This window comes from Nocardioides bizhenqiangii, assembly GCF_034661235.1.
Classification (GTDB): Bacteria; Actinomycetota; Actinomycetes; order Propionibacteriales; family Nocardioidaceae; genus Nocardioides; species Nocardioides bizhenqiangii.
In genome coordinates, this window is record NZ_CP141059.1 from 934,745 (window position 1) to 956,660 (window position 21,916).

A 21,916-nucleotide genomic window follows, 5' to 3' on the forward strand; every position below is an offset into this window, starting at 1 on the left:
GGTCAGGCGGCCGGCTCGGCGAAGCCGGGGAGGTACTCCGCCATGATCGCCTGGAACGGCGCTTCGGCCTCCAGTTGGCTCATCACCCCGACGCCGCCGAGCCAGGTGCGGTGGATGAGGAGGTACGACGGCGGCAGGTTGAGCTTGATCGTGACCGCGTAGGTCGGGTCCTTCGGGTTGTTCAGCCGCTGGAACTGCTCGCGCATCCACGCCCGCGAGAACCGGAACCGCTCGGTCCGCCCAGGCTCGACGAACGGCGCGAGGTAGTCCATCAGCAGCTGCGGGTCGAGATTGATCCGCTCCTTGAGGAACCCCTCCTCGCGGAGCCCGGCGAGGAGCGCGTCGCCGTCGCCGTCCGCGCACAGCCGGACCAGCCGGCCCAGCGGCTCGGGCAGGCCGCCCTCGGACAGGCGCGCCACCGCGCCGTAGTCGAGCACCCCGAGCCGGCCCGGCGACCCGTCGGCGTTCGGGATGATCCGGTAGTTCCCCGGGTGCGGGTCGGCATGCAGCAGGCCGGTGCGAGCCGGCCCAGAGAAGAGGAACCGCACGTAGAGCTCGCCGTAGTGGTCGCGCTCCTCCGGTGTCCCGCTGGTGATCACTGTGGCCAGCGATGCCGGCGTCTCGAGCCACTCGGTGATGAGCACCCGCGGTCCGACCGCGACCACCTCGGGCACGACGATCTCGGGGTCGTCGGCGAACGCCGCCGCGAACGTCCGCTGTGCCTCCGCCTCGAGGGGGTAGTCGAGCTCCTCCATGGCCCGCGCCTGGATCTCCTCGATCAGCGGCTTGATGTCGACGCCGGGCATCAGCGGCGCGATCGTGCGCGCCGCCCGGGCGAGCGTCTTGAGGTCGGAGTCGATGGCGGCGCGCGCGTCGGGGTACTGCACCTTCACCGCGACCTCGCGGGAGTGCCCCGTCTCCGGGTCGTGCCAGCGCCCCTTGTGCACCTGCCCGATCGACGCGGCGGCGGCCGGCCCACCGTCGAGCCAGACCAGCTTGGTCTTCCAGTCGGGACCGAGGTCGGCGGACAGGATGTCGCGCACGGTCTGGGTCGGCATCGGCGGCGCGGAGTCCTGCAGCTTGGTCAGGTGCTCGCGGTAGGGCGCCGCCATCTCCTCCGGCAGCGCACCCTCGAGGATCGACAAGGCCTGGCCGAACTTCATCGCCCCGCCCTTGAGCTCACCCAACGTGCGGAACAGCTGCTCCGCCGTCCGCTGCTGGATGTCGTTCATCACCGCCTCGGCGGGCGCACCCCCGAGTCGCCTGCCGAACCCGATCGCCGTGCGGCCGGCGTACCCGAGCGGGAGCCTGGCCAGGCGAGCGGTGCGCGCGGCTGCGGTGCGAGGGAGGTCGGCCATGACGTCATTCTCGCGGATCGTTGGTGAGCCCGGGTCGCGGGCACACGTGCGGACCGGTCACCGGTACGGCGCGACCTGCCCCTCGACCGCCCGCGTCTCCTGCTGGTCGCGCACGCACTTGGCGAGCGCGAACGACGAGTTCACCAGGAACAGGGCGCCGAGGCACAGGAAGGCACGGATCCAGCCGTCGGCCGGCAGGAAGTAGATGCCCCCGATGAGGAACAGGAGAGCGGCGCCGAAGGAGATCGCCGATTGCAGGTAGAACGCGTAGGTCGTCTTGGTCATGCCCCAAGCCTCGGGCGTACGACGGGCGCTCCGCCTGAGTCGGCGTACTCAAAACCTGATCGCTGAGGTGACTCAGTCGACGCAGATGCAGAACGGATGGCCGGCCGGGTCGAGGAACACCCGGAAGCTGTTGCCGGGCTGGTGGTCGGCTTTCGTCGCACCCAGCCCGACCACCGCGGCCTCGCCCTCGTCGAGGTCGTCGACGATGACGTCGAGGTGCATCTGCTGAGGCCCGCCCTGGCCCGGCCACATAGGTGCGCGGAAGTCCGCAACCTGCTGGAATGAGATGCAGTTGGACCCGTCGGCCGGCCGGATCTCTGCCCAGTCGTCGCCCTCGTCGACCTTGACGTCCCACTCGAGCATCGCGCCGTAGAACGTCGCGAGGGCGGCCGCGTCGGGGCAGTCGATCACCAGTCCGGGAAAGCGTGCGATAGCCATGCCGGGCACGCTAGGCGTGGGCACCGACATCGATCGAGCGCGTTGGGCGCCCTCAGGCGACCCGCTTGCGCTGGGCCTCCAGGAAGGACCGTCCCGCCTTCAGCAGCTTCCCGGCGCGCTTGCGGGCCGGGCTCAGGTCGACGTCCGTGTCCTTGACCGACTCGACGGCGTCCGAGCCCTTGCTCCGCGCGGACTTCCCGAGCTCCTCCACGGGGTGCCTCACCTTGCGCGGCACGAAGAACACCATTGAGTAGGCGAACAGCTTGCGCGCCAGCATCAGCACCGGAATTCCGACCGGCAGCAGGATGAGCGTCGCGCACAGCACCACACCGACGAGACCGAGGATGCCCGCAAGTACCCACAGCAACGAACCAACCAGAGCACGAAGAAGCTTCATCGTGCTCACCTCCCTCCGCTCGTGCGGTACCCGCATCGGAGGAGGTCAAGCGCTCCCGCGAGCCGCGACGGCGACCCGGGTGTCAGGCAAGGTACTTCTAGTGGTGAATCCCGGTCACCGGGACCGACCCGTCGGCGTGCGCCCGGGGTTGCCGGGCATCATGAGGTTCCCGCCCGGCAGGCAACCGTCGATGTAGCGGTCGATCGACTCCATCCAGTCGATCCGCCCGTCGCGGTAGCCGCCCTGGCCCACGTCATATCCCTCGCCGCCGTCGAGGCGATCGTTGCCCTTGTCGCCCACCAAGTAGTCGTCGCCCGGCCCGCCGAACAGTTCGTTCGGGGCGCCGTCCATCAGGCCGGCCGTGTCATAGGAATTGATTCCGATCGCGCAGAACAAGGCGGCGTAGATCTCGTCGTCTCCAGGGCCACCATCGAGGTAGTCGCTGTCGCTCCAGCCCTCGAGGTTGTCGTCGCCTTGCTCGCCGTACAGCCGGTCCGGGCCCGTCGAGCCCAGGCCGTAGTCCGAGCCCGGCCCGAGGTAGAGGCGATCCGCGTGCTGTCCTCCGTCGACCGAGTCGTCGCCGGCGCCCGCACGGACCACGTCGGGACCGGCCCCGCCACTGATGCCGTCACCGCCGGCGGTGCCGAGGAGGGTGTCGGAGTGGCGGCTGCCTGTCAGGCACCAGAAGTTGACCAGGCGGTCGCGTCCCTCACCGCGTGCCCGGCCTCGAGCCAGGTCGACGCGCACCGGTCCGGCGGCGCCTTCGTAGCTCAGGCACGGGGCGTTCTCGGGGTAGTAGGGGTGATTGGTCATCATCGACTGCAAGTAGTCCGCGCCGGGGCCTCCGGACAGCTGCCCGGGCCCACGCACGAAGATCATCCGGTCGTCGCCGGAGCCGCCCAGGATCTCGTCTGCGTTGACGACGCGGACCCGGTCGTCGCCAGACCCGAGGTCGATACCCCAAACAGCCGGGAATCCCTTGTGTGTCGAACGAACCCGGTCGTTGCCGGCGCCGCCGCAGACGTAGTCCGCCTCGCCGAGGCCGGTCACGACGTCGTCGCCTCCGCGCGCGACGATCACGTCCCGTCGTCGGGTGCCTGTGATCCGGTCGTCTCCTGGGCCTCCTAGGAGGGTCGCGCGGCGGCCGAAGCACTCAGGCAAGCTGTCGAATCCCGGCTCGCCGTCGCGTGGCGCACGTGTGCCTGCGTTCGTCGGGGCAGGCTCCCACGTCGCCGACGACACCTCCGTGGACGACTCCGGCTTCGAGGGGCGGAGCGACGAATCCGAGGAGCTTTCACCCTCAGTCCCGGCTGTGCAGCTTGCCGACACCGCTGACAGGACCGCAACGATCAGCACACAGCCGACTCGTGTGGCCATCTCGAAGCCCTCCGCTCCGATGATGACACGAGTTGCGCGCGCTGTCCCCGGACGAGTCGCAGCGCGCCTCGCATGGGCAGGTGGTCGCGGTGCCGCCTACTCGGGCACGCCCCCGAAGCGCCGTACCTCCTGCGGCCACCCGCAACCCTCGGCGACCTTGCCGGCCCAGACCTTGGCTTCCTCGTCGTCGGACGCGGACACCACGCAGAACCCGCCGAGGTGCTCCTTGGTCTCGACGTAGGGCCCGTCGGTGATCATCGTCTCGCCACTGGTCGCGTCGGCGGCGTAGACAGGCGCGTCCTCCTCCAGCCCGCCTCCGAACACCCAGACACCGGCCGCCTTCATCTCGTTGACGACCGCCATCGACGGTTCGACGCGGCCGCGGAACCACTCCTCGGGGTGGTCGCCCACCCACTGCTGGTTGAAGTAGATGAGGTACTCGGGCATGCCTGCTCCTTCGCTCAGGGCAGGCCGGATGCCCGCCCGTCACCAAGGCTACGAACGGGGTCCGCCGGATCCGACAGCTTCAGGAAGGAAATTCCACGCCGGCGCCCGCGTCACGTCGTGCCTCGCGCCTGCTCGCGGAGAAAGTCGCTCGCCGGCTTCGGATCGATGCCGCGCTGCCGGAGCGGCCCGTCGTCCCAGGTTGCTGGTTGGAGGTCCTGGAGCAGGCCGGCGCCGAAGGCCGACGCCAGTGCGTCCTTCCCCTGGGGCAGCAGGCGAATGGCCAGCCGGGCAACGGCTCGCGGCATGTGCTGCACCTTCAGTCGCCGACCGGTCACCTCCTCCACGATGGCGACCGCCTCGTTCTTCGAGATCGCCTCGGGCCCGCCGACGGTGACGAGCTCGGGCGGGTCGGGTTCGACAGCGAGGCTGGCGGTGAGCGCCGCCACGTCCGCTGTGCTGATCCAGCGTCGCTTGCTGTCGCCCCTGCCGATGATCGCGACCTTCCCCGCCGCCACGTCGAAGCGCGCCGCGGCCGTCAAGTGGATCTCCTGGAAGGCGTCTGCGCGGATGATCACAGGTCGCAGTGACCCCCTGCGCAGCCGCTCCTCGATCGCCAGCTTCGCCCGCTCCAGCGGCGTGCCGACGGCCCGGTCGACGCCCGGGAAGGAGAAGTAGACGAAGTGCTCGACTCCTGCGGACTCGGCCGCCCCGACCATCGATGCCATCCCCGCCTCGTCGACCTCCTTGATCGTCGGTGTGCTGGCATCCTCGAACCGGCGTGCGATAGCCGTCGCCGTGGCGATCACCGAGTCCACACCGTCGCAGGCAGCGCCGAGCGAGTCGGGCTCCGTGAGATCCCCACGAGCGACGTCGACGCCGAGTTGCCGCAACGTCGAGTCGTCGACCTGGTGGCGGACCAGGCACCGCACGCCGACCCCCTGCTCGCGAAGGAGCCGGACGATCCGTCCGCCCAGATCGCCGGTGCCGCCTACGACCAGGATCATCGAATTGGTGCCTCAGGAGGTCTCGGGGAACGGGACACCGGTGTTGGCGTGGCAGCGGTAGCCGTACGGGTTCTTGTGGAGGTACTGCTGGTGGTGCGCCTCGGCGTAGTGGTACGAGCCCGCGGGCGCGATCTCGGTGGTGATCTCGCCGTACCCGCGACGGGTGATCTCGTCGCCGTAGATCTTGGTCAGCTCGCGGGCGGTCTGCTCCTGCTCGGGAGAGTGGAAGTAGATCGCGGAGCGGTACTGGGTGCCGACGTCGTTGCCCTGGCGCATGCCCTGGGTCGGGTCGTGGACCTCGAAGAACCTCTTGACCAGGTCGGCATAGGAGACCTGGTCGGGGTCGAAGACGATCCGGATCGCCTCGGTGTGCCCGGTGCGTCCGCTGCAGACCTCTTCGTACGTCGCGTTCGGCGTGGTGCCGCCCGCGTAGCCCACCGACGTCGACCAGACGCCGGGGACCTGCCAGTAGATCTCCTCCGCACCCCAGAAGCAGCCGAGGCCGAACTCGGCGACCTCGAGACCGTTGGGCACGTCGTCGGTGACGAGCGGTGCGTCGAGGACGGCGTGCTTCTCAGGAAGGGCGAAAGCGGGCTCGGAGCGCCCCGGGAGCGCCTCGGCAGGGTCGACCATCTCGGTCTTGCGGCGGGAGAGGAACATGCCTCCAGTCTCCCCGCCTGCGCAAGGTCTACGCCGCTCTCAGGAAAGTCTTAACCGAGAGGTCATTCCTGGCCGTGCGCGGCGCACCAGGCGTCGCGGCGGGTCGAGTCGGGGATCTGGAACAGCTGTCGGATGACCAGCGCCTGGAGGGCGGCGTAGGTCTCGATCTCGCGCTGCGCGAGCGTGCGCTGGGCGGGGTTCCGGGACAGCGCGAGCAGCTCGGCGTGCCGCCACACCATCTCGCGCCAGCCGCGCATGATGACGCCCGCGATCGTCTCCTCGACGGTGCCGGCGTCGACGTCGTCGAAGGTCGGGTCGAACCGGCGCGCCTCCTCCGCGAACACCGGCGCGTAGAGCGAGTCGAGACGCTGGTTGTAGCGGTTGTGGTCGGCCTTGTGGCTGGTCCCGTCCGGTGCGGTGAGTCCTACCCTGGCGATCACGTAGGGGAAGTCGCGGTTGATGTGCGCGTTCATCGCCAGCATGAAGTTCCCGAGCCCGCTCACCGCCCGGTCGTCCTCCGCCTGGAGCGCGATCTTCCACGCCGCCGGGATGTTGGTGCGACGACCGCTCTCCCACCGGGAGGTGACGTCGAAGTAGAGGTCGGCGAACACGGTGTCGACCCGGTTGAGCCACTTCGCGTCGTCGAAGTACCCCGACCGGACGGCGTCGCGGACATTCTCGGTCACACGGAGGTAGGCCAGGGAGAAGATCGCGCTGTGCGAGCAGGTGCGCACCAGGCGGTCGAGCCGCACCTTCATCCGGGCGATCACCCGGTCGATGCACGCCCCGCTGCCGGACCGGCAGAGGTCGCCGGCATAGTCCGCACCCGGCACCGGTAGGGGTGGCAGCAGCCCGATCACCGAGTCCAACGGCGGCAGCACCAGCCCGCGGACCGGGTCGGGATCGGCCGGCGGCGCCGGGTCGTCCGCGGAGGCCGGGACCAGCGGCGCCGCGGAGAGCACGAGCGCGACGAAGGCGGCCAGGAAAGCGCGGGTCAGGGAGCTCACAACAGAGTCCAACGAGAACGAGTTGCAACGGCTACGAAGGGTACGACGCCCTGCCGGTCCCGCCGCCGTCGTGAGTAGGCTCGCCGGGTGAGCCAAGAGCATCGCCAGAAGAGTGGTTTCGAGACCCGCGCCATCCATGCGGGCTACGAGCCGGACCCGACGACCGGAGCGGTGATCCCGCCCATCTACGCGACTTCGACGTACAAGCAGGACGGGGTCGGCGGCCTGCGCGGCGGGTACGAGTACAGCCGCAGCGCCAACCCCACCCGGACCGCCCTCGAGGGGGCGCTCGCGGCGGTCGAGGAGGGCGAGCGTGGCTTCGCGTTCGCCTCCGGGCTCGCCGCCGAAGACACCCTGCTGCGGGCGCTGTGCCTGCCCGGCGACCACGTGGTCATCCCGAACGACGCGTACGGCGGCACCTTCCGGCTCTTCGAGAAGGTCGCGGTCCCGTGGGGGCTGAGCCACAGCCCCGCCCCGGTCGACGACGTCGACACGGTCCGCGCCGCGATCCGGCCGGGTCAGACCAAGCTCGTCTGGGTCGAGACGCCGACCAACCCACTGCTCTCCATCGGCGACATCGAGGCACTCGCCGCGGTCGCGCACGACGCCGGAGCGCTGCTGGTGGTCGACAACACCTTCGCGTCGCCGTACCTCCAGCAGCCGCTGCGCCTCGGTGCCGACGTCGTCGTGCACAGCACCACCAAGTACGTCGGCGGCCACTCCGACGTCGTCGGCGGCGCGCTCGTCGTCCGCGATCTGGAGGTGGCGGAGAAGGTCGCCTTCCACCAGAACGCGATGGGTGCCGTCCCGGGGCCGTTCGACTGCTTCCTGACCCATCGCGGGCTCAAGACGCTCGCGGTCCGGATGGACCGGCACTGCGACAACGCCGAGCGGATCGCCGACTTCCTCACCAGCCACCCCAAGGTCGATGACGTCATCTACCCCGGCCTCGAGACACATCCCGGGCACGAGGTCGCCCAGCGCCAGATGAAGCGGTTCGGCGGGATGGTGTCCTTCCGCTGCACGGGCGGCGAGGAGGCCGCCCTCCGGGTCTGCGACCGCGCCGAGGTGTTCACGCTCGCCGAGTCGCTCGGCGGCATCGAGTCGCTCATCGAGCACCCGGGGCTGATGACTCACGCCAGCGTGGCCGGCACCGACCTCGAGGTCCCCGCCGACCTGATCCGGCTCAGCGTCGGGATCGAGACCGTCGACGACCTGATCGCCGACCTGGAACAAGCGCTTGACTGACCCGGCGTCGTCGGCGGTCGGGTCTGGGGAGACCGTCCTGTGTGTCGACGTCGGCTCCACCTACACGAAGGCACTGCTCGTCGACCTGGGCACGGCTTCGGTCGTCGGGGCCTCCCAGCGGCCGACGTTCGGCAGTGGTGACGTGCTCGACGCGGTCGGGGCCTGTCGGGCCGAGATCGCTGCGGTCGACGGGCGGGCGTCGGACGCCGAGATCCTGGCCTGCTCGAGCGCGGGCGGCGGGCTCCGGGTCGCCGTCGTCGGTCACGAGGCGCTGGTGACGGCGGAGGCCGGGCGCCGGGTGGCTCTCTCGAGCGGCGCCAAGGTGGTCGGGGTCATCGCGACGGCAGCCGTCGGGCACGACGTGGGCGCGAGGCTCCTCGCCGAGCTCGTCGCCCCCCAGCCACCGGCGTCGGGGGTGGACCTGGTGCTGCTCACCGGCGGCACCGACGGCGGCAACCGCGCCGCGCTGGTCGATGCCGCCCGAGCCGTGGCGGGCTCGGGCTTCGACGGACCGGTGGTCGTCGCCGGCAACGTCGACGCCCACGACGAGGTCGCCGAGGTCCTCGCCGGTGTGCCGCACGTGCTCGCAGGCAACGCCGTACCCCGGATCGGCGTGCTCGCACCCGAGAGCGCGCGGGCCGCCGTCCGCGCGCAGTTCCTGCAGCACGTGATCGCGGGCAAGGGCCTCACCGCCCGCGGCGACGAGCTGGCGCGGTTGGTCCAGGGGCCTACGCCGGACGTCGTGCTCGCGGGAGTCGAGATGCTCGCCCTCGGCATCGACGACGAGCGGCCGGGCATCGGCGACGTCGCCGTCGTCGACATCGGTGGCGCGACCACCGATGTCTACTCCGTCGTCACCCTCGACGCCGAGCGCTCGGACGACGGGCTGGCGCACGAGGTCGTCGCGCCGACCGTCGCCAACCGGACCGTCGAGGCCGACCTCGGGATGCGTGAGTCCGCCGGGCTTCCGGGATCGTTCGTGCCGACCACCGACGAGGAGTACGCCGCCGACGAGGAGATCGCGCGAAGCGCCGCCGCCACCGCCGTACGACGACACGCCGGCCGGTCGCGCGTCGTGCTCTCGCCGGACGGCCGGGTGGTCGAGCGCAGTGGCGTCGACCTGCGCGAGGTGGCACTGATCGTCGGCAGCGGCGGCGTGCTGCGGCACGGGCGGCCGGGTGTCGCCGAGCGGGTGCTCGGCGGGCTCGTGACCGCCGACGACCCGGAGGGCTGGCAGCTGCCGGAGCGCGCGCGGATCGTCGTCGACCAGCAGTACCTGCTGATGGGAGTGGGGCTGCTCGCCGACCGGCACTCCGACGTCGCCTACCGATTGGCGATGTCGCTGACGACCGATCGATCTAGGGTGGCCCCGTGACTGACGACGAGCCCGGGGGAGGGGCGGCCGCGGAGCCGCGCGACGGCGCCGCCGACCCGGTCGAGCCTGTCGACCCGGTCGAGGACGAGCACCGGCAGCGGCACCTCTTCCCGCGGCGGCGACGCACCGGGGAGCTCGAGGAGGACGCCGAGCGCGAGAGCGTCGAGAGCATCCTCCAACGCTTCGCGCACCAGTGGGCCGTGGCGCGCGAGGAGCGACGCGGCGGCCCTGCTCCGATCCTGACCGGCCCCTCCCGCACCGGCCGGGCGGAGGTCCCGTGGGGCTTCGACCTCGCCGCGGCGTGGGCCTGGCGGTTGCTGGTCATCGTCGCGGCGGCGTACATCGTGCTGTGGCTCGTCGGCTTCTTCGCCGTGATCACCATCCCGCTCGCCGTCGCGCTCCTCGTCAGCGCGCTCTCGTGGCCCCTGGTCCACGCGCTGACCCTGCTCCGGATCCGCAAGAGCATCGCGGCGCTGCTCGTGGTGCTCGGCGGGCTGGCGGCGGTGGGCGCGCTGCTGACGTTCGCCGGCCAGCAGGTGGCGACCGGAGCCTCGGACCTGGCCGACTCGACCGTGCAGGGCCTGGAGGAGATCCGCGCCTGGCTGCGCGACGGTCCGGTCAACGCGAGCGACTCCCAGATCAACGAGTGGATCGGCGGCGCGCAGGACCTGATCCGGGAGCGCTCGCAGGACGGCGAGACCATCGGGGCCGTCACCGAGCTCGGCGCCGCGGTCGGGCACGTCGTCGCCGGGTTCTTCATCACCCTGTTCGCGACGTACTTCTTCCTCGCCGACGGCGACCGGATCTGGTCGTGGATCGTCCGGCTCGCCCCGCGCGCCGCCCGCGAGCGGGTGGACAGCTCCGGCAAGGTCGCGTGGCTCTCGCTCGTGCAGTTCGTGCGCGCGACGGTGATCGTCGCGGCGGTGGACGCGATCGGCGTGATGATCGGCGCCGCCGTGCTCGACGTGCCGTTCGTCCTCGCGATCGGGGTCCTGGTCTTCCTCGGCGCGTTCGTGCCTCTCATCGGAGCCACCATCGCCGGGATCGTCGCGGTGCTGGTCGCCCTCGTCGACCAAGGCCCGATCACCGCGCTGATCATGCTCGGCGTCGTCATCGGCGTGCAGCAGCTCGAGGGCCACATCCTCCAGCCGTTCCTGCTCGGCCGGTGGGTGGCGCTGCACCCGCTGGGCGTGATCCTCGCGATCGCCGGCGGGGTGCTCGTCGCTGGTGTGGTGGGGGCGCTGGTCGCGGTACCGCTCGCAGCAGCGGCCAACGCCGTCGTGCTCCACCTGGCCGAGCTGGCGCAGATGCCGGTCGAGGAGGCCGCCGACGAGCTGGAGGACGACGTCATCTACCCACCCGACGAGGCGAGCCATGCCTGAACCCACGGTCACCCTCGCCGACATCCAGGCCGCCCGTCCGCTGGTCGAGGCGGTCGCCGTCCGGACCCCGATGCTCGAGTCGCGTTGGCTCTCCGGCCTCACCGGCGTGCCGGTGCACCTCAAGTGCGAGAACCTACAGCGCACCGGCTCCTTCAAGGTCCGCGGCGCCGCCGTCCGGATCGCCCGGCTCTCCGAGGAGGAGCGCGCCCGCGGCGTCGTCGCGGCTTCGGCCGGCAACCATGCGCAGGGCGTCGCGCTGGCCGCACAGCGGCACGGCATCGCGGCCACCGTGTTCATGCCCGACGGCGCGCCGATCCCCAAGGAGCGGGCGACCCGCGGCTACGGGGCCGACGTCCGCTTCGCGTCGGGTGTCCTCGAGGACTGCCTGGCGGCGGCGACCGAGTTCGCCGAGCAGACCGGGGCCGCACTCATCCACCCGTTCGACCACCACGACATCGTCTCCGGCCAGGGCACCCTCGGTCTCGAGATCATCGAGCAGGTGCCCGACGCCGCCACCGTCGTCGTGCCGACCGGCGGTGGCGGGCTGCTCGGCGGTGTCGCGATCGCCGTGAAGGCGCTGCGTCCGGACGTGCGCCTCGTCGGCGTGCAGGCCGCCGGCGCGGCGGCATACCCGCCGTCACTCGCCGAGGGACACCCGGTCCGGCTGTCGCAGATGGCGACCATGGCCGACGGCATCGCGGTCGGCCAGCCGGGCGAGCTGACGTTCCGCCTGGTGCGGGAGTACGTCGACGACCTGCTCACCGTCTCCGAGGAGGCGCTGTCGCGCGCCCTGGTCGCGCTCGTCGAGCGGGAGAAGCTGGTCGTGGAGCCGGCGGGCGCGGCTGCGGCCGCGGCGCTGTGCGAGGAGCCGAACCGGTTCACGGGCCCGGTCGTCGTGGTGCTGTCGGGCGGCAACGTCGACCCGCTGCTGCTCGGCAAGGTGATCCGGCACGGCATGGCCGCCGCGCGGCGCTACCTCAACCTGCAGGTCACGCTGGCCGACGTGCCCGGTGGTCTGGCCCGGCTGCTGACCCAGATCGGTGAAGCGGGCGCCAACGTCATCGAGGTCGCACACGAGCGGATCTCACCGAGCCTGCTGCTCGACGAGGTCGACGTGCACCTCCAGCTGGAGACCCGCGGGGAGCCGCACGCCGAGGCGGTCATCGCCCGCCTCCGCGAGCACGGCTACACCGTGCTCGACCGCGGCTGACGGAGTGGATCAGCCGACGTACGGCTTGGCGTCGAGGATGACGACGGTCAGCGGCTTCCCGTTGACCTCGTAGGTCACCGTCTCGCCCTTCTTGCGGCCGTTGATCGCCTCGCCGAACGGCGACTGCGGCGTGTAGACCTTGAGCCCCTCGGGCTCGACCTCGCGGGCGCCCAGCAGCAGGAACGTCTCGGCCTCGTCGTCGGCGTCGCCCTCGAACTTGAACGTCACGACCATGCCCGGCTCGACGACGCCGTCGTCCGGCGGCGTCTCGCCGACCTCGGCCTTGCGCAGCATGTCCTCGAGCTGGCGGATCCGGCCCTCGATCCGGCCCTGCTCGTCCTTGGCCGCGTGGTAGCCGCCGTTCTCCTTGAGGTCACCCTCGTCGCGGGCCGCGCTGATCCGGGCGACGATCTCCTGGCGCTGGGGACCCTTGAGGTCCTCGAGCTCAGCCTGGAGCTGGTCGTAAGCGTCCTGGGTCAGCCAGATCGTCTGGTCGGTCTGCGTCATCGGGTACTCCTGGATAGGCGAATCTTGTCGAGCGTGGTCCGGTCGTCTCGCCCGTTTGGTGGTGCGGGCCCCGAGCGGTCGGGATGCGTTCGGTCGGGAGGCGCCGCCGGTGGTCATGTCACCAACCCGGTGGGCGCCGGCACGGAGCCGGACAGAAGAATCAGTCTAACAAGGAGGCACCCGTGCCGCCCATTCGTCGACCGCGACGTTCAGCGGGGGCGGGGCTGCCCATCGGCGGTGCAGCCGATGTTCTCCACGGCCGTCGCCCGGCGTTCGGTCGCGACCTCGACCTCGTAGTCCGGACCCGCGTCAGGATCGGGCACGAAGGTGTGCTGGCCGACGATCGCCTTGTCCTGGGCGATGGCGCGGACCGTGCACTCGGCGTCGACCGCTTCGTCGCCCCACTGGACCCGGATCACGGCGGTCGCGGTGTGGTCGTCGACGATCTCGGACGTGATCAGCTCGGAGGACACCGGAGGGTCCGACTGCGCGATCGTGATCCACGTCCAGACGGCCGCGAACGCACCCACCACGACCATCACGAAACCGATCAGCACGTACCGCCGCCAGCGCGGTGGAGCGCCGTACCGCTGTGGCAGGGAATGGCTGTGCACCGTCACCGGTTCATGCTCGCATGGCCGGGACTTCTACCATTCCCCGCATGTCCCCCCGCACGTCTACTGCCGAGCCTGCCCGCACCGGCCTGCGCCTGATGCACGTGCACGCGCACCCCGACGACGAGTCGAGCAAGGGCGCGGCGTCGACCGCTCGCTACGTCGCGGAGGGTGTCGACGTGCACGTGGTGACCTGCACGGGTGGGGAGCGCGGCTCGATCCTGAACCCGAAGATGGATCGCCCCGGGATCCTCGAGAACATCCACGAGATCCGGCGGCAGGAGATGGAGCGCGCTCGCGACATCCTCGGCGTGACGCAGGACTGGCTCGGCTTCGTCGACTCCGGGTGGCCGGAGGGCGACCCCAAGCCGCCGCTGCCGGAGGGCTGCTTCGCCACGATCCCGGTCGAGGAGGCGGCAGCGCCGCTCATCCGGCTGGTGCGCAGCTTCCGGCCGCAGGTGATGACGACGTACGACGAGAACGGCGGCTACCCGCACCCCGACCACATCATGTGTCACCAGGTGTCGGTGTTCGCCTTCGAGAAGGCGGGCGATCCGTCGTACGCTCCCGAGCTCGGCGAGCCGTGGCAGGTCAGCAAGCTCTACTACCACCACGGCTGGAGCTACGCGCGGATGGTGGCGCTGCACGAGGCGATGGTGGAGCACGGGCTCGAGTCGCCGTACGCCGAGCGGCTCGAGCAGTGGAAGCGCGACCCGGAGTGGGACAAGCGGGTCACCACCCGGGTGCCGTGCGGCGACTACTTCGGCGTGCGTGACCAAGCGCTGCTGGCGCACGCGACCCAGATCGATCCCGACGGCTTCTGGTTCGCGGTGCCGCGCGAGCTCCAGGTGGCGGTGTGGCCGACCGAGGACTACGAGCTGGTCACCAGCCACGTCCCGACCGAGCTGCCCGAGGACGACCTGTTCGCCGGCATCGAAGACCCGGTGGGAGAATGACGGCATGGTCGTCGATCTGAGCTGGGTCTCCCTCGTGTGGCTCGCCGCCCCCGAGGACGAGGACGTCGTGGCCGGCCCGATCGGCTTCGTGATCTTCATCGGCCTCGTGATCGCCGTCGCGTTCCTCGGCTGGAGCCTCAACAAGCACCTCAAGAAGGCGCACCGGGCCGCCGACGAGGGCGTCTTCGGTGACCCGGTCGAGTCGAGGTCCGACCAGGGGTCCGACACGGGCTCGGACAAGGGCTCCGACAAGGAACCGACAGAGCAATGATCGGCTTCGACCAACTGCTCGGGTTCGGGCTCGCCGCCCTGGTCCTGATCGTCATCCCCGGCCCGAGCGTGGTCTTCGTGGTCGGGCGGGCGGTGTCCTACGGGCACCGGATCGCGTTGGCGAGCGTGGTCGGCAACACTCTCGGGCTGTTCCTGGTGATGACCCTGGTCGCAGTCGGCCTCGGCGCCGTCGTCGCGGAGTCGATCACGGTCTTCACCGTCATCAAGCTGCTCGGTGCGGCGTACCTGGTCTGGCTCGGCATCCAGGCGCTCCGTCACCGCCGGCAGATGCGGGTCGACACCAGCGCCGCCCGCACGCCGCTGTCACCGCGCGCGGCGGTGCGGCAGGGGTTCGTCGTCGGCGTCAGCAACCCCAAGGCGTTCATGATCTTCGCGGCGCTGCTCCCGCCGTTCGTCGACTCTGGTCGTAGCGTGCCGACGCAGATGTTCCTGCTCGGCTCGGTTGCGGTCGTCCTCGGCCTGGTGTGCGACTCGGCCTGGGCGCTCGCGGCGGGACGCGCGCGCGACTGGTTCGCGGGGTCGGCGCGCCGCGGGAGCGCGCTCGGTGCGATCGGCGGCACCTCGATGATCGGGCTCGGCGTCGGGATGGCGCTCACCGGTCACGAGAGCAGGTAGCCACTCACCATCGCGACGATCTCGTCGAGCAGCTGGTCGCGGGTGATGTCGGGTTGGTCGAGCACCCACCGGGTGGCGAGGTTCTCGATCGCGAGGACGGTCACCCACGTCGACACGGCAGGGACCGGGCGCCGGCTGTGCTCCGGCCGGGCGATGAGGTACGTCGACGCGAGCCCCCGCACCCGCTGCTCGAGCGCCTCGCGGCGGGCCTTGCTGCGGGCGAGCGGCAGCTGTTCTGCGACGACGTGCAGCAGGGCACGGTCGGCCTCGAGCGCCGAGACCAGCGCGTCGACGATGTCGCGGACGACGTCCAACCCGGCGCCGCCCATCCGGTCCGCCATGGCGGCCGCGACCCGGTCGGCCGTCTGCTCGGTGTAGCGGTCGATCACGACGTCGAGGATCGCGGCCTTGTCGGGGAAGTACTGGTAGAGCGACCCCGGGCTGATGCCGGCGGCCGCGGCGACCCGGTTGGTCGAGAACGCGTCGTACCCGTCCGTGACCAGCACCTCCCGGCCGGCCGCGACGATCCGCTCGACCATCTCGCGGGAGCGGGCCTGCCGTGGTGTCTTCCGCATGATGCGAATTGTATGCGAGTGATGACTCGCGTAACAATCGGGGCATGACAGCACTGGAGACCGGGCCGGTCCCCGTCGGCGCCTACCCCCGGCGGTTCCGGGAGGCGGAGGCGCGCGGCGTGCGGCTCGGCGTCCCGCTACGGGTGCTGGGCCGGGTCAAGGACGTCGACGAGCGGCTGATGGACCGGATCGGTCGCGCGTTCGGCGAGCGCGACGAGCCCGGGGCTGCGCTCGCGGACGCGATCCGGACGCGAGCAGGACAGCCCGGCCGGGTGTCGATGGAGCAGCTCCGCACCGCCCTCGCGGGCGGGATCGACGCCGTACCCGACGCGCCGCCGGCCCTCGCCGCGTTCTTCGCCGAGGTCTCGGCCACTCCCGACTGGGTCGACTGGGACCTGCTCGACGAGGGTGCGCTGGTCGCCCGCCGGCTCGGCCAGAACGCCGCCGACGCCCTCACTCAGCTCGCGCTCATCGGCGGCTACCGGTTCGGGGGGCCGCCCGACCTCCTGGTCGCCACCGGAGGCCTGGTCGGCGACAGCACGCGCCGCCGGCTCGGCGAGACCCAGAAGTGGGTCGTCGAGCTGACGAAGCCCGGCTCGCTCCGGCCGCCGGCGGCAGGCGGACCCGGCGGGGAGGCGTGGCGACTCACCGTCCACGTCCGCGCGATGCACGCCCTCGTGAACGCGGCGTACCAACCCCGGTGGGACTGCGCACGCTGGGGCCTCCCGATCAACCAGGCCGACCAGGCGTCGACGCTCTTCCTCTTCGACGGCATCCTCATCCTCGGCTGCCGCGGCCTCGGCGTGCGGGTCACCGCGCGCGAGTCGCGCGCGCTGATGCACCTGTGGAAGTACGTCGGCTGGCTGATGGGCGTCGACCCCTACTTCCTCGTCGACGACGAGTGGGAGCGGCACCGGATGAGCTACCACGTGCTGCTCGCCCAGTCCGACATCTCCGGCGCCGGGCCCCAGCTCGTGCGGTCGATCGTCGAGGCCCAGCGTCGGCGCCGCTACCCGCGGTGGCCGGAACGGCTCCAGGGCGTGCGCGCGCGCTACGAGCAGGAGCGGATGCTGAGCATGTTGACGACCTTCCTCGGCCCGACCAGCATGCGCGACCTCGGCCTGCCGCTCCGCCCGCCCTGGGCGCACGCCTACATCTTCGTCCTCAACACCCTGCGCTACCGCGCGCTCGGACGTACGTCGTGGGGCCGGCGCCGGCTGCTGGCCTGGGGCGACCGGGTCAGCCAGGAGATCCTCGACAGCCACTTCCTCGAGGAGGATCAGACCGTCGGCGAGCTCAAGGCCTGAGCCGCGGGCGCAGGAGCGTCCGCACCGCCGGCCCGCGGCGTCAGGTCGAGCAGGTGGTCGGCGACCGCGCCTGCGAGGTCCCGGTCGTGGGTCACGAGGAGCAACGCGCAGTCGCGCTCGGCGAGCTCGGCCATCAGGCAGTCCGTGGTCGCCGCCTGGGTGACCAGGTCCAGCCGTGAGGTCGCTTCATCGGCGAGCAGCAGCTTCGGCCCGGGCAGCATCGCGCGGACGATCGCCAACCGCTGGAGCTCCCCGCCCGACACCTGGCTGGGACGCCGGTCGAGCAGCTCCTCGGGCAGGCCGACCCTGTCCAGCAGCGAGCGCAACCGGTCGGGCCGCACCCGGTGCCGCAGGAGGACGTCGTCGACCGCCGCGCGGAGGGGTACCCGAGGCGGGAACGACGAGGCCGGGTCCTGGTAGAGCTTCTGGACCCGCCCCGGCTCGAGCGCGGGTCCGTGCTCGACGTGGCCGCGGTCGGGTCGGCCCAGCCGCAGGAGCAGGTTGCCGAGGGTGGTCTTGCCGACGCCGCTGGGCCCGTTCACGGCCCAGCGTTCACCGGCGTGGACGGTCAGCGAGAGGTCGGTGAAGAGGGGGTGGGCGCCGTACCCCTTGGTCAGTCCGGTCGCGGTGACCAGCGGCTCGGTCGTCCGCGCCGGCGGTGCGGACCGCATCCAGGGATAGTGCCAACGGCCGGGTTCCGCGGCCAGCAGCCGCCGGGTGTAGTCGTGCGCCGGCCGGCTGAGCACGTCGACGGCCGCGCCGCGCTCGACGATCGTGGCGTCCCGCATCACCAGCACGTCGCCGCCGAGCTGCCGGGCTAGCCGGAGGTCGTGCGTGATCGTGAGGAGAGCGCCGCCCGCGGCGCAGTGCTCGGTCAGCAGCGTGGCGAGCTGGTCGAGGGCGACGGGGTCGAGACCCTTGGTCGGCTCGTCCACGATCAGGATGCGTGCGCCGCCGACCGTCGTCGCGGCGAACGCGACCCGTTGCGCCATCCCGCCGGACAGCTGGTGGGGGAACGCGCGGCCGGCCCTGGCGAGGCCGAGGCGGCCCAGCGCCGCGTCGGCGACCTCGCCCGCCCGCCGGTCCCGCGACCGGAAGCCGGGCACGCCCTCGGCGACCTGCCCGCGGACCCGCATCGTGGGGTCGAGCGCCTGCGCCGGCTCCTGGGGCAGCAGCGCGAGCTCGCGGCCCCAGAGCGCCCGCCGGCTGTCGAGGTCGGCGGCGTCGAAGTGGCGTCCGCCGACGCGCAACGACCCGCGGACGTCGAGCTCGGTCGGGATGGTGCCCATCACCGCGTGTGCGAGGAGCGACTTGCCCGATCCGCTCTCGCCGATGATCGTCGTCGGCCGCCCCGGCCTGATCGTGACGTCGCCGGCGTCGACGAGCAGGGCCCCGCGGTGCCGGACCGTGATCTGGTCGATGGTCAACATGGACTCCGTCATGAGTCCTCCGTCCGTCGCAGGCTCAGGAAGCAGATGGTCAGGATGAACAGCACGGCCACCGGGGCGAGCGACAACCAGGGCGCCACGTCGTAGAAGGGGAACGACTCGGTGATCATCAGGCCGAGCTCGGCGCGCGGTGGCTGGAGGCCGACCTTGACGAAGCCGAGGGTCGACATCGCGAGGATCGAGGTGACCATGCCGAGCGATGCGAGCGTGACGAGCAGTGGGCGCAGGTCCGGCCAGAGGTGACGCCGTACGACGTGCGGCCAGCCGAGCCCCAGGAGCCTGGCCGCCTCGACAGCGGGTGACCCGAGCAGGAGTGCGGAGCGGGACCGGACCACCCGGAAGTACTCCACCCACTGGGCGAGCGCGAGCCCGAGGTACAAGGTCCACACCCCGCCGTCGGGCGACGACGCGGCGACGAGGAGGACCACGAGCAGGGCGGGCATGGCGACGAACACCTCCGACGTCGAGCGGAGGGCGACGTCGACCAGGCCGCCGCGCCAGCCGGCCAGGATCCCGGTCGCGGTGCCCAGCAGCAGCGCGGTGCCGACGCAGGCAGCGGCCAGCAGGAGGGACAGCCGCGTCGCGTGCGCGAGTCGCGACACGACACTGCGGCCGTACTCGTCGCGGCCGAGCGGCTCGGTCAGGCTGGGCCCCTCGAGATAGCGGTCGAGGGACTGGGCTGCAGGATCGGCAAGCACGAAGGGCCCGACGAGGGCGAAGAGGACCAGCCCGGCGAGCATCGCCAGGCAGATGCGACGGGTGACTGTCGCCGCCCGCGACCTCCTGGCCGGCGGGTGCAGCGCGAGCTCGGCGAGTGCTGTCATCGGAGGGCCTCCTGCCCACGCGGACGGGGATCGAGCCACAGCACGGTGAGGTCGGCCAGGGTGTTGACGGCGACCACGAGCAGGGCGAGCACCAGTGCACTCGCCTGGAGGACGGGGATGTCGCGCCAGAACACGGCGTGCACGAGTGCGTGCCCGAGCCCTTGCCAGGAGAACAACGCCTCGACGACCACGACGCCCTCGATGATGATCACCGCCTGCACACCGATGTAGGGGACGAGGACGACGGCCGCGTTGCGCACCACGTGGCGGAGCAGCACCAACCGGCCCCCGAGCCCCTTGGTCCGCGCGAACCGCACGTAGTCGGACCGGCGCACCTCGACGACCGCGTCCCGGGTCACCCGTGCGAACAGGCCGGACAGGCCGAGCGCGAGGGTCAGGGCCGGCAGGATGATCGTGGTGGATCCCCCCTGGCCCGCGGACGGAAGCCACCGCAGGTGCACCGAGAGCACCACGATCAGCAGCAGCCCGAGCAGGAACGCGGGCAGTGCGCGCACCCCCGCAACCCAGAGGTCGGTCAGCCGGTCGACCACGCCCCCCGGCCGGCGTGCTGCCGCCGTCCCGAGAGCCGCTCCGATCGCGACCGCGAGCAGGAGTGCGACCGCCGCGAGCTGCAGCGTGCCGGTGAGGAAGTAGCCGACCTCGGACAGGACCGGCTGATGGGTGACCAGCGACCGTCCGAAGTCGAGGCGCACCAGGTCACCCAGCCAGTGCAACAGCTGCTGCCACGCCGGCTGGTCGAGACCGAGCTCGCTGCGGACCCCCGCGACCGCCTGCTCGTCGACCAGGTCGTAGCCGTACCGCCCGGCGGCGATCCGGTAGGCGATGTCGCCGGGCAGCCGTTGAACCACGAGGAAGCAGAGCCCGGACACGAGCACGGCGACGCCGACCGCCTGTAGCGCCCGGCCCGCCAGCACCCGCGCGAGTCGCGCGGGTGCGGCGGAGGAGGTCATGAGGCCCACCGGACCTGGGAGAAGTGCCACGAGGTCTCGAGGGGGTCGAACACGAAGCCCTCGACCCGGTCCTGCACCGCGGCGTTCATCCGGTACCAGGCGACGGGCACCAGCGGGAGCTGCTCCTGGGCGATCGTCACGATGGTGGCACGCAGCTCCTCTGCCCGGTCCTCCGAGGGGCCGGTGAGGAGCTGGTCGACCGCGGCGGTGAGCTGCGGGTCCGACCAGTTCTGGACGCCCCACTCGGAGCCTGCCGGCGCGAAGGTCTCGGCGACGGTGACCAACGGGTCGGACACCAGCGCGAAGTGCCGCGCGACGAGCGCCAGCTCGAGGGTGTCGTCGGCGTGCCGGACCGGGATCTCGCTGGAGTTGGTGACCTCGACGTCGATCTCGATGCCGACCTCCTTCGCCGACGCCTGGATGGCGGTGGCAAGTGCGGGCAGCTCGGGGCGGTCCGGATAGGTCAGCAGGTTCAGGCGGAGGGCCTCGCCGTCCTTGGTCAGGACGCCGTCGTCGTCGGCCTCCCAGCCTGCGGACTCGAGCAGCTGGCGCGCCCCGTCCGCGTCGTGCTCGAGCGGGGCGAGGTCGGGCTGGCTCCAGGTGGTCAGCGACGGCGGCATGAGCTGGGTGGCGGCCAGCTCGGGCTCGCGGAGCACAGCCTCCGCCATCGCCTCGCGGTCCAGCGCCATGCTCAGCGCCCGGCGGACGTCCGGGTCGCCCAGGATCGGGTGGTCGTTGTTGACCTTGAGCATGATCGTCCGCGGCTGCAGGGTCGACGCCATCGAGACCCCGTCGGACGCCTCGACCTTCTGGCGCCCGGCCGGCTCGAGGTGCCAGACGACGTCGGCGTCGTCGCTCGTCGCCATCAGCGCCCGTGACTCCGCGCGGCTGACCGACTGGAAGCTGACCTTCTCGATCTCCGGAGGCGTCCCTCGCCAGTCGTCGAACCGGGTGACCTCGATGGAGGCGGGCAGCTCGATCCGGTCGATTCGGTAGGGACCGGTCCCGATCAGCTCGGAGACGTGATCGTCGTCGTCGTACGCCGCCGGAGCCAGGATCATCGTGCTGTAGTGCGTGAGGACCGCGGGCAGGGTGAGGTTGGGTTCGCTCAGCTCGAACCGCAGGCCGGTGTCCGTGGCGGCGATCTGCTCGATCGGCGCTGCGGCCAGTGGACTGGCCTCGTCGCGCCGGACGGTCTCGAGCGAGTCCACGGCTGCCTCCGGCGTGAGCGGAGTCCCGTCGTGGAACGTCACGTCGGGGACGAGCTCGAAGGTCCACGTCCTACCGCCCTGCGACGGGGACCAGTCGCTGGCCAGGCCCGGGGCCAGGTTGCCCTCGAGGTCCGCGGTCACCAGGGTCTCGGCCACCTCGAGCCGAGTGAAGAACCCGCTCGTCGCGGTCGGCTCCAGGCTGTGGATCTCGAACGGGCCGACGACGCGCAGCGTGTCGCCGCCTCGATCGTCCGCCCGGGTGGCGCCACAGCCGGACGCGAGTCCGACCACCATGACGACCGTCACTGCTGCGCTGATACGCCGGAACCTCTGCAACGTCGTGCCTTTCGTAGGGGAGAGTCCGGACGATAATGAGAACCGTTCTCAAAAGGCAAGCCGGCGCATTGTG

24 protein-coding genes are annotated in these 21,916 nt (G+C 71.4%); 8 read left to right on the plus strand and 16 right to left on the minus strand.

Annotated elements, in window-relative coordinates:
- Nucleotides 1–2: 2 nt before the first annotated feature.
- The 9 genes from SHK19_RS04665 to SHK19_RS04705 form a co-directional block, all read right to left on the minus strand.
- Nucleotides 3–1,358 carry an ABC1 kinase family protein gene (locus SHK19_RS04665; protein ID WP_322456668.1) on the minus strand — a complete coding sequence of 452 codons (1,356 nt, stop codon included), beginning with the start codon at nucleotides 1,356–1,358 and terminating at the stop codon, nucleotides 3–5.
- A 57-nt stretch (nucleotides 1,359–1,415) separates the two neighbouring features.
- Nucleotides 1,416–1,643 carry a YiaA/YiaB family inner membrane protein gene (locus SHK19_RS04670; RefSeq protein ID WP_322456667.1) on the minus strand — a complete coding sequence of 76 codons (228 nt, stop codon included), beginning with the start codon at nucleotides 1,641–1,643 and terminating at the stop codon, nucleotides 1,416–1,418.
- Between the two features lie 72 nt (nucleotides 1,644–1,715).
- Nucleotides 1,716–2,081 carry a VOC family protein gene (locus SHK19_RS04675; RefSeq protein WP_322456666.1) on the minus strand — a complete coding sequence of 122 codons (366 nt, stop codon included), beginning with the start codon at nucleotides 2,079–2,081 and terminating at the stop codon, nucleotides 1,716–1,718.
- A gap of 52 nt (nucleotides 2,082–2,133) precedes the next feature.
- On the minus strand, nucleotides 2,134–2,478 hold the full coding sequence (locus tag SHK19_RS04680; protein WP_322937968.1) for a hypothetical protein: 345 nt from the start codon (nucleotides 2,476–2,478) through the stop codon (nucleotides 2,134–2,136).
- A gap of 114 nt (nucleotides 2,479–2,592) precedes the next feature.
- Nucleotides 2,593–3,558, minus strand: a complete 966-nt coding sequence (locus tag SHK19_RS04685; protein WP_405030457.1) for a calcium-binding protein — start codon at nucleotides 3,556–3,558, stop codon at nucleotides 2,593–2,595.
- Nucleotides 3,559–3,951: 393 nt separating this feature from the next.
- Nucleotides 3,952–4,302, minus strand: a complete 351-nt coding sequence (locus SHK19_RS04690; protein WP_322937970.1) for a YciI family protein — start codon at nucleotides 4,300–4,302, stop codon at nucleotides 3,952–3,954.
- 110 nt (nucleotides 4,303–4,412) lie between these two features.
- Complete coding sequence (locus SHK19_RS04695) at nucleotides 4,413–5,306, minus strand: SDR family oxidoreductase (protein WP_322456662.1); 894 nt, start codon at nucleotides 5,304–5,306, stop codon at nucleotides 4,413–4,415.
- 12 nt (nucleotides 5,307–5,318) lie between these two features.
- Nucleotides 5,319–5,966 carry a peptide-methionine (S)-S-oxide reductase MsrA gene (gene msrA / locus SHK19_RS04700; protein WP_322937971.1) on the minus strand — a complete coding sequence of 216 codons (648 nt, stop codon included), beginning with the start codon at nucleotides 5,964–5,966 and terminating at the stop codon, nucleotides 5,319–5,321.
- 62 nt (nucleotides 5,967–6,028) lie between these two features.
- A complete protein-coding gene (locus SHK19_RS04705) occupies nucleotides 6,029–6,973 on the minus strand; it encodes a DUF5995 family protein (RefSeq protein WP_322456660.1) in 945 nt (314 codons plus the stop codon).
- Between the two features lie 87 nt (nucleotides 6,974–7,060).
- On the opposite strand from SHK19_RS04705, the gene SHK19_RS04710 reads away from it, so the two are divergent.
- The 4 genes from SHK19_RS04710 to ilvA are packed head-to-tail and all read left to right on the plus strand — an operon-like array spanning nucleotide 7,061 to nucleotide 12,188.
- Complete coding sequence (locus tag SHK19_RS04710; RefSeq protein ID WP_322937972.1) at nucleotides 7,061–8,221, plus strand: cystathionine gamma-synthase; 1,161 nt, start codon at nucleotides 7,061–7,063, stop codon at nucleotides 8,219–8,221.
- The gene (locus tag SHK19_RS04715) at nucleotides 8,214–9,596 is read left to right on the plus strand and encodes a glutamate mutase L (RefSeq protein ID WP_322937973.1); all 1,383 of its coding nucleotides are present in this window, start codon (nucleotides 8,214–8,216) and stop codon (nucleotides 9,594–9,596) included. Before SHK19_RS04710 ends, SHK19_RS04715 begins: the two co-directional genes overlap by 8 nt.
- Nucleotides 9,593–10,978: an AI-2E family transporter gene (locus tag SHK19_RS04720; protein WP_322937974.1), complete on the plus strand. Its 1,386-nt coding sequence runs from the start codon at nucleotides 9,593–9,595 to the stop codon at nucleotides 10,976–10,978. The genes SHK19_RS04715 and SHK19_RS04720 overlap by 4 nt, the downstream gene beginning before the upstream one ends.
- Nucleotides 10,971–12,188 carry a threonine ammonia-lyase gene (gene ilvA, locus SHK19_RS04725; protein ID WP_322456656.1) on the plus strand — a complete coding sequence of 406 codons (1,218 nt, stop codon included), beginning with the start codon at nucleotides 10,971–10,973 and terminating at the stop codon, nucleotides 12,186–12,188. Before SHK19_RS04720 ends, ilvA begins: the two co-directional genes overlap by 8 nt.
- 9 nt (nucleotides 12,189–12,197) lie before the next feature.
- Here ilvA and greA read toward each other — a convergent pair whose 3' ends face one another.
- Nucleotides 12,198–12,695, minus strand: a complete 498-nt coding sequence (greA, locus tag SHK19_RS04730; RefSeq protein ID WP_322456655.1) for a transcription elongation factor GreA — start codon at nucleotides 12,693–12,695, stop codon at nucleotides 12,198–12,200.
- Nucleotides 12,696–12,904: 209 nt separating this feature from the next.
- Complete coding sequence (locus SHK19_RS04735; RefSeq protein ID WP_322937975.1) at nucleotides 12,905–13,315, minus strand: DUF4307 domain-containing protein; 411 nt, start codon at nucleotides 13,313–13,315, stop codon at nucleotides 12,905–12,907.
- A 41-nt stretch (nucleotides 13,316–13,356) separates the two neighbouring features.
- Between SHK19_RS04735 and mca the strand changes: the two genes are divergently transcribed.
- Genes mca through SHK19_RS04750 form a run of 3 tightly spaced genes read left to right on the plus strand, consistent with a single transcriptional unit; the run spans nucleotide 13,357 to nucleotide 15,171 of the window.
- The gene (mca, locus tag SHK19_RS04740) at nucleotides 13,357–14,265 is read left to right on the plus strand and encodes a mycothiol conjugate amidase Mca (RefSeq protein ID WP_322456653.1); all 909 of its coding nucleotides are present in this window, start codon (nucleotides 13,357–13,359) and stop codon (nucleotides 14,263–14,265) included.
- 4 nt (nucleotides 14,266–14,269) lie between these two features.
- Entirely contained in the window at nucleotides 14,270–14,536 is a 267-nt protein-coding gene (locus SHK19_RS04745; protein WP_322456652.1) for a hypothetical protein, read from the plus strand.
- Entirely contained in the window at nucleotides 14,533–15,171 is a 639-nt protein-coding gene (locus SHK19_RS04750; RefSeq protein ID WP_322456651.1) for a LysE family translocator, read from the plus strand. The genes SHK19_RS04745 and SHK19_RS04750 overlap by 4 nt, the downstream gene beginning before the upstream one ends.
- Here SHK19_RS04750 and SHK19_RS04755 read toward each other — a convergent pair.
- Complete coding sequence (locus tag SHK19_RS04755; RefSeq protein ID WP_322937976.1) at nucleotides 15,156–15,746, minus strand: TetR/AcrR family transcriptional regulator; 591 nt, start codon at nucleotides 15,744–15,746, stop codon at nucleotides 15,156–15,158. The genes SHK19_RS04750 and SHK19_RS04755 overlap by 16 nt on opposite strands.
- 44 nt (nucleotides 15,747–15,790) lie before the next feature.
- Between SHK19_RS04755 and SHK19_RS04760 the strand changes: the two genes are divergently transcribed.
- Entirely contained in the window at nucleotides 15,791–17,053 is a 1,263-nt protein-coding gene (locus SHK19_RS04760; RefSeq protein ID WP_322456649.1) for an oxygenase MpaB family protein, read from the plus strand.
- Here SHK19_RS04760 and SHK19_RS04765 read toward each other — a convergent pair.
- Genes SHK19_RS04765 through SHK19_RS04780 form a run of 4 tightly spaced genes read right to left on the minus strand, consistent with a single transcriptional unit; the run spans nucleotide 17,026 to nucleotide 21,813 of the window.
- Complete coding sequence (locus SHK19_RS04765) at nucleotides 17,026–18,495, minus strand: ABC transporter ATP-binding protein (protein WP_322937977.1); 1,470 nt, start codon at nucleotides 18,493–18,495, stop codon at nucleotides 17,026–17,028. The genes SHK19_RS04760 and SHK19_RS04765 overlap by 28 nt on opposite strands.
- The gene (locus SHK19_RS04770) at nucleotides 18,492–19,325 is read right to left on the minus strand and encodes an ABC transporter permease (RefSeq protein WP_322456647.1); all 834 of its coding nucleotides are present in this window, start codon (nucleotides 19,323–19,325) and stop codon (nucleotides 18,492–18,494) included. The genes SHK19_RS04765 and SHK19_RS04770 overlap by 4 nt, the downstream gene beginning before the upstream one ends.
- Nucleotides 19,322–20,296, minus strand: coding sequence for an ABC transporter permease (locus SHK19_RS04775; RefSeq protein WP_322456646.1), 975 nt, complete (start codon nucleotides 20,294–20,296; stop codon nucleotides 19,322–19,324). The genes SHK19_RS04770 and SHK19_RS04775 overlap by 4 nt, the downstream gene beginning before the upstream one ends.
- The gene (locus SHK19_RS04780; RefSeq protein WP_322456645.1) at nucleotides 20,293–21,813 is read right to left on the minus strand and encodes an ABC transporter substrate-binding protein; all 1,521 of its coding nucleotides are present in this window, start codon (nucleotides 21,811–21,813) and stop codon (nucleotides 20,293–20,295) included. The genes SHK19_RS04775 and SHK19_RS04780 overlap by 4 nt, the downstream gene beginning before the upstream one ends.
- Nucleotides 21,814–21,916: the final 103 nt, after the last annotated feature.